General features: G+C 61.6%; 10 protein-coding genes and 1 pseudogene. 3 read left to right on the forward strand and 8 right to left on the reverse strand.

All coding sequences use genetic code 11. The annotated features are described in order from the left end of the window. The first annotated feature begins 286 nt into the window (after positions 1 to 286). Positions 287 to 1,153 carry a crotonase/enoyl-CoA hydratase family protein gene (locus GWC77_RS25735; RefSeq protein WP_173261650.1) on the forward strand — a complete coding sequence of 289 codons (867 nt, stop codon included), beginning with the start codon at positions 287 to 289 and terminating at the stop codon, positions 1,151 to 1,153. A gap of 50 nt (positions 1,154 to 1,203) precedes the next feature. On the opposite strand, the gene pdeR is transcribed toward GWC77_RS25735, so the two are convergent. Continuing rightward, positions 1,204 to 3,207, reverse strand: coding sequence for a cyclic di-GMP phosphodiesterase (pdeR, locus tag GWC77_RS25740; protein ID WP_173261653.1), 2,004 nt, complete (start codon positions 3,205 to 3,207; stop codon positions 1,204 to 1,206). A gap of 584 nt (positions 3,208 to 3,791) precedes the next feature. Between pdeR and GWC77_RS25745 the strand changes: the two genes are divergently transcribed. Then, complete coding sequence (locus tag GWC77_RS25745; RefSeq protein WP_173261656.1) at positions 3,792 to 4,403, forward strand: hypothetical protein; 612 nt, start codon at positions 3,792 to 3,794, stop codon at positions 4,401 to 4,403. 148 nt (positions 4,404 to 4,551) lie between these two features. Here GWC77_RS25745 and GWC77_RS25750 read toward each other — a convergent pair whose 3' ends face one another. Next, positions 4,552 to 5,022, reverse strand: a complete 471-nt coding sequence (locus tag GWC77_RS25750; protein WP_173261659.1) for a hypothetical protein — start codon at positions 5,020 to 5,022, stop codon at positions 4,552 to 4,554. Between the two features lie 272 nt (positions 5,023 to 5,294). Then, positions 5,295 to 5,849 carry a hypothetical protein gene (locus GWC77_RS25755; protein ID WP_173261662.1) on the reverse strand — a complete coding sequence of 185 codons (555 nt, stop codon included), beginning with the start codon at positions 5,847 to 5,849 and terminating at the stop codon, positions 5,295 to 5,297. A gap of 400 nt (positions 5,850 to 6,249) precedes the next feature. On the opposite strand from GWC77_RS25755, the gene GWC77_RS25760 reads away from it, so the two are divergent. Then, a complete protein-coding gene (locus tag GWC77_RS25760; RefSeq protein WP_254367183.1) occupies positions 6,250 to 8,316 on the forward strand; it encodes a hypothetical protein in 2,067 nt (688 codons plus the stop codon). Here GWC77_RS25760 and GWC77_RS25765 read toward each other — a convergent pair. The 5 genes and pseudogenes from GWC77_RS25765 to GWC77_RS25785 form a co-directional block, all read right to left on the reverse strand. Then, positions 8,313 to 8,867, reverse strand: a complete 555-nt coding sequence (locus GWC77_RS25765; protein WP_173261665.1) for a hypothetical protein — start codon at positions 8,865 to 8,867, stop codon at positions 8,313 to 8,315. The two genes, GWC77_RS25760 and GWC77_RS25765, sit on opposite strands and share 4 nt — an antisense overlap. Before the next feature lie 188 nt (positions 8,868 to 9,055). Next, positions 9,056 to 9,340 (reverse strand): hypothetical protein, encoded by a 285-nt coding sequence (locus tag GWC77_RS25770; RefSeq protein WP_254367181.1) that lies wholly within the window; start codon positions 9,338 to 9,340, stop codon positions 9,056 to 9,058. Next, positions 9,337 to 9,876: an ABC transporter permease gene (locus GWC77_RS30395; RefSeq protein WP_367949113.1), complete on the reverse strand. Its 540-nt coding sequence runs from the start codon at positions 9,874 to 9,876 to the stop codon at positions 9,337 to 9,339. Before GWC77_RS30395 ends, GWC77_RS25770 begins: the two co-directional genes overlap by 4 nt. Positions 9,877 to 9,927: 51 nt before the next feature. Then, positions 9,928 to 10,116, reverse strand: a pseudogene (locus GWC77_RS25780) (ATP-binding cassette domain-containing protein); the annotation flags it as partial. A gap of 79 nt (positions 10,117 to 10,195) precedes the next feature. Then, positions 10,196 to 11,536, reverse strand: coding sequence for an ATP-binding protein (locus GWC77_RS25785; protein ID WP_173261671.1), 1,341 nt, complete (start codon positions 11,534 to 11,536; stop codon positions 10,196 to 10,198). Positions 11,537 to 11,696: the final 160 nt, after the last annotated feature.

The raw sequence follows: 11,696 nt of genomic DNA on the forward strand, positions 1-11,696 counted from the left end.
CCACACCGATTCCAATTCTTCTCTTGCGAAGGCCGTCATCGCTTGCCCCTCCTGAGCGAACTCAATGGCGGCATTGTGCGATTGCCTTTACGCGAACTCTATAACGCCCATGGCTTACCGCTTACGTGTGTGTGGCCGATAGCACGGTGACGAATCGCAATCCCCCGGAGTTTTACTGACTGCGTTCGATGACGGACTTTCGTCGCGCAAAATGCCGATGCCCAAAGACGCTTCTGCATCTTTGAGAGCACTCCAATCGACCTTACTCACGCAAATGGGGAAAACCATGCGATTCGACATTAGCTCAACATGCCGCCCTTTTCACGAAGCCGGCGAATTCAGCCAACTCATGGCCTACTACGAGGAAGAACGCCACACTATGTGGATGATGCTGCGCTCGGAGCCGCGCCCATGCTTCAATCAGCAATTGGTCTCGGACATCATTCGCCTGGCTCGCGCAGCCAGGGAATCCGGCCTGCGGTTCGATTTTTGGGTCACCGGCTCATTGGTCCCGGAAATCTTCAACGTGGGGGGCGATCTCAACTTTTTTGTCGACGCCATTCGCAAAGGCGATCGCGATCGGCTGATGGCTTATGCGCGCTCGTGCATCGACGGTGTCTGGGAGATCTATAACGGCTTCGGCACCGGCGCGGTCACCATCGCCATGGTGCAAGGCAGCGCACTCGGAGGCGGCTTCGAAGCCGCACTCGCACACCACTACGTGCTCGCTCAAAGCGGTTGCAAGCTCGGATTTCCGGAGATCGCCTTCAATCTTTTTCCGGGCATGGGCGGTTACTCGCTCGTGGCCCGCAAGTCGAACATGCGCGTTGCCGAAACGCTCATCAGCACAGGAGAGTCGCAATGCGCCGAATGGCACGCCGAGCGGGGTCTGGTGGACGGCGTGTTCGAGCCGGGCGATGCGTTGCTGCAGACCCGTACATTCATCGACGTGACCCGGCCGATGCTCAACGGTACGCGCGCGATGCTGCGCGCACGTCAGCGCGTGTTGCCGCTTTCGCGCGCGGAGCTGATGGACATCACGGAGGATTGGGTGAATTCCGCCTTCATGCTCGAGGAGAAGGACGTCTCGTTCATGGAGCGCCTCGTCATGCTGCAAAACAGACGAGTGTCCAAGCTGAAGGCGGTATCGTAAGCGACGTTGAGCGACGGTCTCGTGTCGTCGCTCAACTCCGGGTTGCAAGCTCAGGCGATGAGCCTGAGCTTCTTTTTATCGGCAACCCACGCTTCGAACATATCCGGGGCCATCGGTTTCGAATAGAAGTAGCCCTGCGCGTAGTCGACGCCGATGTCCTTCAGGAATTGCATTTCGCGCTCCGTCTCGACGCCCTCGGCGACGATGGCGAAGCCGAAAGCTCGCGCGAGGCCCAGCAGGGAGCGCACGAGCGACTGCGACTGATAGTTCTGATCGATTCCGGTGATGAAGCTCCGATCGAGTTTGATGACATCGATCGGCAGTCTCGTCAGTTGCGACAACGACGAATAGCCCGTGCCGAAATCGTCGAGGAGGATCCGCGCGCCCAACTGCTTGAACTGCCTCATCAGATCGATTGCCGACTTTTCGTCCTCGATAAAGCAGCTCTCGGTCAACTCGATATCGACCAGCGTTCGTTTAGCGCCGCATTCCTCGATCAATTCGCGCAACTGGTCGACGATACCCGCGTCGCGCAGTTGCCGTGCCGACACGTTGACGGAAATCCTGACACTGAGGCCGTTTTCGTTCCATAGGGTCGCCTGTCTCACGGCCTCGCGCATCAACCATCGGCCGATCGGAATGATCAGGCCCGACTCTTCGGTGAAGCGGATGAACTCCGATGGCGCGACGAGTCCGCGACTGGACTGCCAGCGAATCAGCGCTTCCGCGCTATGGAGTTGGCCTGTATAGAGATTGACGATGGGCTGGTAGTGAAGGACGAACTGCTGTTCGTCGATGGCCCGCCGCAATTCAGTGTCGAGCCAGATGTACTTGGCGACCTTCTGGTTCATCTCGGGTGAAAAGACGCAGTAGGTATGCTTGCCTGCCTCTTTGGCCGCATACATCGCCGTATCGGCGTGCGAGATGAGCGCCTCGAGCGTTTCGCCGTGCTGGGGGTAGACGGCAATACCGATCGAGCAACTGGTATAGACGTCCATCAGATCGAGGTGGATCGCCGAACGGAAACGATCGATGATCGTTTGCGCCAGCGTCTCGAGCAGTTCCGGCGAGCAGGGATCGACCAGGATCAGGAACTCGTCGCCGCCTAAGCGAGCGATCGTCGCGCCTTCGGGCAGCGATTCGCTGACCATCTCCGACACGCGCTTGATCAGTCGATCGCCATAGACATGGCCGTAGTGATCGTTGACGCGCTTGAAGTTGTCGAGATCGAGAAATACGATGCCGAGCACGCGGGTAGGATCGCGGCGCGCGTCCTCGAGCGCCTGCTCGATCTTCGCATTGATCGCATAGCGATTCATCAGGCCCGTCAGGACATCTTGCGATGCGAGTTCTTTGAGCCGCTGCTGAGCGTTGCGTTCATCGGTGATGTCCGTGCCCGAACAGATGATGAACTCTTCGTCCACGCCGCTGCCGCTATGAACGAACTTGTTCCGGAACTGGAACAGGCGCGGCCCTTTGATCGTGTTGATGACGCGTTCGACCTCGAACGACTGCCGGCTTTCGAAGAACCGCTTGATGTTGCTGCGTGACTGCGCGCCCTCATCGGGGCTCATGAACAACTCGAATGCGCTTTTACCGATGACATCGACTTCCCGCCAACCGGTCACCTCTTCGCACATCCGATTGAAACGCTGCACGAAGCCGTTGCGATCGAGGATGACGACGAGCGAGTTGACTTCCGATACGACTTGCTCTGCCGACGCGAGGCCGGTCGACAGCGCTTCCGCGACCGAAAGCGTGTCCGAATCGCTGGATGCCGTCCCTGCCCAGTGGGTCATATTGATCTTCTTGCCGACGAGGTGAAGCGAGACTGCATTGCCAAAAAGAGAGACGTCGAGCCGGATATGCGACGTCACGCCCGTCAAGCCGCGGATACTGGCTGCCTGTTCCGCCGTGAGCGCAACACCGATGTTCGTCAGGCCGCGAACTGCCGCCAACTCCAAGGCGTTGCTGTCGCTGCCGAGGCGCCAGCAGGGGCTTTTCGTTCCGAGCAGGACCTCGAGCACCGCGCAGTCATCATCGTCATCAAACATACCCCACCCCGCTGAACAAACACTCAAGTGACACGCACATGAGCCGCGCGGTAACAGCCGCGCTTCTTGGCAATGATTTATGCGCGCTTTGCATGGCGCATTTATGAATGCGTTTTTAACGCCCGCATGTCAGTCGACGGTCCCGAACCCTTGTATGGCAAAGGCTGACGAGCGGTTGCCGCTCGAAGTTGCAACCGCCGCAGCTCCCGAATTGCCTATCAAAAACCGGCAAGAATTGCAACATTCATGCGCCAATATGCCAGTTCCTACCGGACTGCGCAATACGGTGCCTCTTTGCAACAGGGTTTTGTGGCCGTTTCAGCAAGGAATGCCGGCCTCCGCGACGGCGGTCATACGCGTGACATAACACGGTCAGCAGCCGCATACCTCATCGGCAGGTCGGCGAACTCCTGGCACTGTCGTGCTGCAAAGCAGTGCATACAGGTATCTCTTGCCGTCCGTTTGCCTCTGGCGTGGGTGCGTATTTGGTGCCCTCGCTTCGCATTCGCTTTCGAAAGCGGTGCTGACGCGGACTACATTCCAATCGTCGCTTTCATCGGGTATCGGTGCAGGAATTTGGAATTATGGATGGCGTAAATCCTTTCAACCCCGCTCAACGTGGAGTCGTTCCTGAAGCGGGGGATACCAGCGAAGATCCGAAACCTGCGCAGGAGCCGCAGGCCACCCAACAGTCGGGGCAACCGGCGCTGCAGCGGCTCACCGGCGGACGGTCCGCGTCCGCGCCTCGCCCCGTCTCGCCTGCGCCCGGCGGGGGCTCATCGGTGCTCGCGCGGCTTTCCGGACAACTGCCGGCAAATCCAAATCCACCGGCCGCTGTCCAGCGCCCCGACAGTGCGGCATTGCACCGCAATTCCGCCGATGCCAAAGAGCAGCTCGCAGGGTTCGGGTTTACCAGCGCCCAAATAGAAGCGATGAGTCGTTCGGGGGAGACGTTAGCCAAGGCCGTTGAAGTTTGGCCCACGGTCCAAAAACGAAATACGTTAGCGGGTAACACGCATGAACTGGTGGCGCGCGTTGCGGCCCAAGAGGGGCCTTCAGGCCTGGACGCGTTACTTGCCTTGGCCCGGGATCCGATGCACCAGTTTCACTTGGCCGAAAGGGTAAAGGAGCTCGGGATAGATGGGCCCGAGAAAACAGGCCCGGCGGACTGGCAGCAGACCAATCGGCCGGTTTGATCGTCATCGGTCGCAGGTGCCGGCCGGCCCGGCATCGAATTGCAATGGCTCGAGACCCGGCGAATGAGCAGTCATCCTCATTCGCCGGGTTGTCTCGCTCATCCGGCAACGGCATTAACCGGGTCGCGTGATTGCCGGCAAAAGACGATTACGAACCGCTGGAGTCCGTCGTCGACGGTTTGGCGACCTTGTGGTGCTTCATCGACGTACGCGTGTGGGTCTTCGCTTTACCCGTCACGTCCGTATTCGAGCGGTCCTCGGCGCGAGCCGTACCCTTGTCCGGATCGGTGGCATTCGGGCCATTGGTATTGGCCGCGCCCTCGGTACTCATATGGCTCGACGACATGCCACCGGCACTCGTGCCGGCTCCCGTCGTACCGGGCGTGGACGGCGTCGTCGCACCCAGATTCGAGCCGGCATTCACGCCTGCGCCAGCCCCGGCGTTCGTGCCACCCGTGCCGCTCGTATCGGTGCCAACGGTGGCGCTCGTGGTGCTCTTTGCGCCGAGCGAACCCGCGCCCACGGTAGCCCCCGTATCGCTGCCTGCCGCGAATGCCATCGACGATGCAAGAACGGTTACACCGGTTGCAGCCAACAGAGTCCATCGCTTCGTCTTCATCCGAATTCTCCAAAACAAGTTGCGGTGAGTGAATTCTAGGGAGACGCCTCGGCCGGGACGTTACCGGTTGTTTCGGGAAGCAACAGCATGAACGGCGGTTGTACGGTTTTCCTATATGGAGCAGCGACCTATCCGTCGGTCACCGTTGCATGCAGTCACATAGTTCACGATCTCCTATCATTCACGAGCCGCTGTTATTTTGTGAACGCACGCTCTCAGCCCAAGATGCCCCGCGCGGACAGCCGTATCGGCACCGCAGCACCGCTTCGCCTTCACGCCCCGCCTGGCGTGTCCTTCAAGAACCTCAAGCTATCTCGAGAACGCGCAATGACCGCGGATTGCGTCGCGAACACGCCGCTCTTTATCGGATTCATGGGATCGCTCAAATTCGAAATATTCACCCCGGAGCCCGCCGGCAACGCATATCGCCATTCGCCCAGCGGGGTAATGCTGACGAAATTGGCCGCGAATATCGATGTCGTCCCATAGTAAAGCAGCGTATCCGCCGGGGAATGCTCGGCAAACGGCGTCGCCACTGTCACCAGTTCGAGCGATTCGCGTTGCTTCAAACGCCGCGGCAGCCTCATCGTCGTCGAGGTTTCACCGTCGAGAAGGTGGAGGAACTCAGGCTGCCCAGGAAGCTGCAGCCATTTGACGACGACCTTCGTTCCTTGCCATACACGCTTCGCCCATCCTGTCCCGAATGGCGTCAGCGTGGCGATCGCATCCGGGTTTCGCGAAGTGCTCGTGCAGAATCCGAGCGCGTTGTTTTGCGGCTTCCCGTCGGGAAGCGAGACCAAATGCGTGGCAAGCGGAGGAAATTTCATGAGGTTCGTGAGTATTCGAATGAATCGGTGAAAGGGAGTCCAACGGCTGCGGCGCAGTGCCCATCGCCCACCCGTCCGGCAACGCGGGCTACTCTATTTCGATGCCCGTCACCGAACCCATAACGCATCAAAAAATCAGACACGGGATCAAAATCCTGAAATATCTACATCCGCTTGAACCTTTTCTCTCGAAATTCCAACGATTTTTCTTTCTGCAAGTTGCTCGCAACGCATTATTCCGCGCCATTGCCCTCCTTCTTTGTACTGCACGGCACCACATTTGCTACGACCAGGGCCGACAACATCGAATTCGATCAACAAAAAATAAAAGGAGGCGCTCGTGAATGCGAGGACGATTCGAGCTCATATAGCCGGTTGGCTCATGTTGCTGGCGGTCCTGATGGCGGGCTGCTCGGGCGGCAGCAGCGACAGCGCCTCACAGCCGGGCAGCACCGCGGCACTCGCATTCCCGATGAATGCGGGTGGCCAGCTCAACGCGTTTTACCGCGAAGGCAGCGTGGCCGCGCATTTGTTGATGCGCTCGTCGGCGCGGCCGCGACTGCTCGTCGTATTTCCGGCCGGCAACAGCGGCGCCGGGCTCTGGTTCGACGATACTGCTCGACCCGTCAACTGGAGCCTCGATACGCCCATCGCGCCGAGTGTCGGCCACGATCTGCTCGGTCGCACGCTCCAGGGCATCACCGCAAACGTATCGGTCGACACGACAACGCTCTCGATCCGGCAGGCGCTGCTGAGTTCGGTGCGCTTTCTGCGCGACTTCAATGGCGGTAACTCGGTGCCGCCCGAGATCGTGACGCCGCCGTTCGTGCAGAACAACACGCTTCGCTGGCAGCGGGCTCGGGCCGATGGCGCGCCCGGCTATGCGCTCACAGTGACGGTGACCGGCGGCACGGTTTCGACGAACGCGAGCGGTGCGCTCGTGCTGCAGGCTGCGAATGGAAGCACCGCACTTCATTTGCAGATTCAAGCGCTCACAGGCGAAACACCCCTTACACCGATTACCCATGCGAGCCTTTTCAGTAATGCGGTGAATCCCGATACGCAGAGCCAGAACGTCGTCGAGTTCCTGAGCTATCAGGACAAGCTGCTCGCAGGCTCGTGGCAGTACGACACCTACTTCGGCCGCGACACGCTGATCTCGGTGCGCATGTTGATGCCCGTTCTGCAGCCGACGGCGATCGAAGCAGGTCTCACGTCCGTGCTGAGCCGTCTTTCGGCGGACGGTATGGTGGCGCACGAGGAAGGAATCGGCGAGTTTGCCGTCATCGACAATCGCAAGAATGGCCGTTCCAACGATGCCACACCGAGCTACGACTACAAGATGATCGACGGGGACTACATGCTCGCGCCGATCATGGCGGCGTGGCTCATCGACGATCCGCGCGGGGCCGCACGGGCGGCGGCTTACCTCGCCCAGGCCGAGAGCAACGGTCAAACGAACGGCAGCCGCTTCGTGACCAACCTGCTACGCGTGGCAAACACCGCGCGGGCGTTCACGCAGCAAAGCACCGCATCGAACCTGATCCATCTGCGCGCCGGGCAGATCGTCGGCAACTGGCGCGACAGCACCGACGGCCTGGGCGGCGGCGTCTATCCCTACGATGTCAACGCGGTGCTCGTTCCGGCCGCGCTTCGCGCGGCGAGCCGCTTCGTCGATAGCGGGTTGCTGGACCCATACCTCTCGGGCGATGCGCGCGCCGCGCTTGCCGATGCCGCGCAGCAGGCGTCGGTCTGGGAATCGGCCGCGCCGCCGTTTTTTCAAGTGAACGTCACGCCCGCGCAAGCGGCAGCGCAATTGCCGACTTATGCCGCGCAAGCCGGCGTGCCGACCGGCACCTTGCCCGCCTCGACGCTGTCGTTCTACGCCGTCTCGCTCGACGAGCAGGGCAACCCGATCCCGATCATGAACTCCGATGGCGGTTTCGCGCTGCTGTTCGGCACGCCGTCGGAAGACACGTTGCAACGCATCGTGTCGGCGGCCGTTCAACCGTTCCCTGCCGGGCTCGTCACCGATGCCGGTTTACTGATCGCCAACCCTGCCTATGCGAATTCATCGCTCTGGCCGCGCTTTACGAACGCGGCCTACCACGGCACTGTCGTCTGGTCGTGGCAGCAAGCCATGTGGGTGGCCGGTCTCGATCGGCAGCTCGCGCGCCAGGACCTGTCAGCCGATACGCGCACCTTGCTCTCGAGCGCCCGGTTGCGCGTCTGGCAAGTCATCTCCAACGCCGCTTCCATGCGAGCCTCGGAGATGTGGACCTGGTCCTATGTGAACGGCAACTATCAGCCCGAAGCCTTCGGCACGCATGCCGCCGACGCGACGGAAGCCAATGCGGCGCAGCTCTGGAGCACGACCTACCTCGCGATCAACGACCCGAACCTGAGCACTGGGCGGTTCTGGTGGCAACCGCGCGGCGCATCGGCCGGGGCGTGGCGCCAATATTAGAAGTGATGGTCGTAATTCAACCGGGCGTGGATCGGTTCAGATCGGTCTTTTCTTTTGACCGAAAGATCGATGCGATAGCGGCCTTGCCAAGGCATGTCGAAATAATTGCCGTAGGTTACCGTGTCGTTGATTCGCATTTCCTGCAACGGTTTCACTTGCGTCCGCGTGCGGGTCTTGTGGCTGGGGCTCGTCATCTTTGCCGTGACAGTCGCGCCATCGATACGCTCGCCGGTCGACTTGTCGACCAGCGCGACGACGAGGTGGTAAGTGGCATGGACAGAACCAGACGTCGATTCCTCGGGAGCGCTCGCGCCGCGGTCCACTGATCGTGCCTTCTCGGCGGGCATCACGCCGAAGTGCACCGTCAATCCGCTTGTCGTCACGCTTCGACTCAATTGATCGGCCTGAACTGCACCGGTAGTCGCGCTCAGCAGCATCGACGCAAGAATCGTTAAAAATCCGCTCAGCCTCGGCATGGTCTCCCCCGGCGCATCGATCGTTGCATCGCCCACATGCCTGGCATACATGATTACGCCGTGCAATGGACTCATATCGACATCCTGCTGCCAGAACGCGCCTATCGTTTTGACTCACATCAACATCGCGCATGCCTGCACGCCGCGCCCCTCGCAAATCTGACGCCCGACGTTTCCGTCTTATCGGGATCGAACGCGGGCATCGCGGTACGACGCCCGAGCCGAGTCCACGCGTGCGCGCTGCTCGGGACTTTCGCCGGGAGTCATCGGTAATGGTACGAGTACCGCGACGACCTGCCCGGCGCCCACCTGGTCGCCTTCGCGCAACCCCACGCGCAGCAGCCGCCCGCGACCGGCGCAGTGACCACGTAACGGTCGTGCGCGCGAATTTCGCCGTCCTCGTCGATCGTGACGCGCAGCGGTCCCCGACTCACCGGCGCCGTGTCGACGAGCATCGGGGCCGGCCAGAACGCATAGGCCAGCGCCAGGACCACGCCAAGCGCACCGATCGCGGACAGTACTATGTGCCGTTTTCCAGTGCGCTTCACGATTCCCTCGCCTTCAGGACGGCAACGATATCGAGACCACCGATCTTCCATGCCATGACCGCCCCCGAACCCGCGACCGCACCGGCCGTCACGATAAACGCGTATGCGAATGTGGACGGCTCGACCACGAGCGGCAGACGGTACAGATCGGTCGCAAGCCGCTTCGCCAGTAACGCGCACACGCCATAACCAAGCATCAGGCCGGCCGGTATCGCGAGTGACGCAAGGACGAACTGTTCGCCAAGCAGGATCCAGGCAACCTCGGCACGGGTGAAGCCGAGGACACGTAGCGACGCCAATTGCTGTGCGCGCTCCCCGCTCGACGCGCTGAAACTGAACGTCGAACAGGTACTCGTAAGCGGTTCGATACTTGGTCTTCGCGCGTAATCGCCCCGAGCCCGCCGTAGGATGCGAGCTCGCGATCGATCCGTGCGACGACCTCTGCCACCGTCGCGCCATGTTCCGTCGCCAGCGCGATGTCGTTGAACGCCCCGTCCCTGCTCAAGGCAGCCGATACGGCGTCGGCTCCCATCCACAGTACGCCGTAGTGACGATTATCGGGAAAGATCGAGCCGGCGCCGGCCTCGACCGCTCGTGGGCGTATCGAGCCCACCCATCAGATTGAGCAACGTCGATTTGCCGCTGCCGGACGCGCCGAGCAGCACGACGAACTCGCCGGCTTTCAGTTCGAGGTCGATGTCGCTGAGCGCGCAGACGTCGACGCTCCCCATCGGGTACATCTTGCTGACTGCCTGAATGGCAAAGACGGTCTCCATCGCAAACCCAGGGCTCGAACGGGTGCGTGCAGATCACATTAACAACGAGGCCTGCCCGCCTGTTGATCTGAGTCAACGCTCACCGTGCAAAGAACACCGTCACGCGCAAGCCGCCCAACGAGCGCGATCCGTCCGCGCCGACAGTGGCGCCGTGCACGCTCGCGATGCGCTGCACGATGGACCATCCGAGGCCGCTTCCGCTTTGCCCGTCCGTTCGGCCGCGGAAAAACCGCTCGCCGAGCCGATGCAGCTCGTCGTCCGACAGACCCGGCCCACTGTCCTCGACGATCAGTGCGACGCCGCCTTGGCGGCGGGACAGCGATACCGCGATGCGCGCGCCCGCGGGGCTGTAGCGCACGGCGTTGTCGACGAGATTCCGGACCAGCGAAGCAAGCAGCATCTCGTTGCCGGACACGACATACGTTTGCGGCGCATCCAGTTCCAATTGCTGCCGCTTCGCAAGCGACTGAGGCGCGATCTCGGCGATCACCCGCTTTGCAAGCGCACCGAGATCCACCGAAGCGCTGGGCGCCGCAGCTCCCGCCTCCAGGCGGGAAAGCATCAAAAGCTGGTCGACCAGGCGCACCGCGCGGCGACACCCTTCGAGCACGCCGCCCAGCGCGTGTTTGCGAAGCCCTGCATCGTCTTCCGCCATCGCGACCTGCGCCTGGGCCTTGATGGCGGCGATCGGCGTGCGCAGTTCGTGCGCCGCATCGGCAGTGAACCGTCGCTCAGCGTCGAGTACGGCCCCGATGCGATCGAACAGACGATTGAGTGCGTCGAGCATCGGCTGCATCTCCTGGGGTACGCGTTCCATCCGAACCGGATCCAGCGCGCGAGGATCGCGTCGTGCCAGCACGCGCCCAAGCTCGCGCAGCGGCGCAGCGCCGCGCCGGACCGCCCACCACGTCACGAGCGCGAGCAGCGGCAACGCGCCCGCCATCGGCCAAAATGCGCTGCGCATGACGGCCAGCAGGATCGACGTGCGCGAGTCGATCCGCTCGCCCACGTAAACCTCCACATCGTGCTCGTACCCGGATGCGGCAAATACCCGCCATGCCGCCCCGTCGATCTGCACGGTCGAAAAACCCTGCTTCTGCTTGCGCGGCCGCGGCACCATGGGCTGCGCGGGCGCATTGGCGGAATGCATGCCCAATCGCCCCTCGTGGAAAACCTGGAACGCGACTTTCGGCGCATAGGGATGCAAAATCGGAGCGTCCAGCGCTTCGTCGTCGTGCACGGGCCGGGCCTGCTGCATCACCAGCAGCGCAGCGGCCTGCGCGAGATGGCTGTCGAGCAACCGATCGATTTCGCGTCGCGCATCGCGCCAGGTCAGTACGGCGGCGATCAGCCATACCGTGGCGACCACTCCGGTTATAAGGACCAGCAGGCGCCCCTGCAACGAACGCGGCAGCAACACGATCATGGCTCGACAGTTCGTTCGCGCAGCAGCATGTGGCGCGACAATCTGGATGAGAGACGCGCGACAAACAAGATGAGAATGTCGCGGCGAGGTTGATGATGCCGATGTTGATTGACGCTGACAAGCGTTTGTTGATTGACGCTCGGCGCATGTTGCA

The sequence above is a fragment of the Paraburkholderia sp. NMBU_R16 genome, from assembly GCF_013282575.1.
GTDB lineage: Bacteria > Pseudomonadota > Gammaproteobacteria > Burkholderiales > Burkholderiaceae > Trinickia.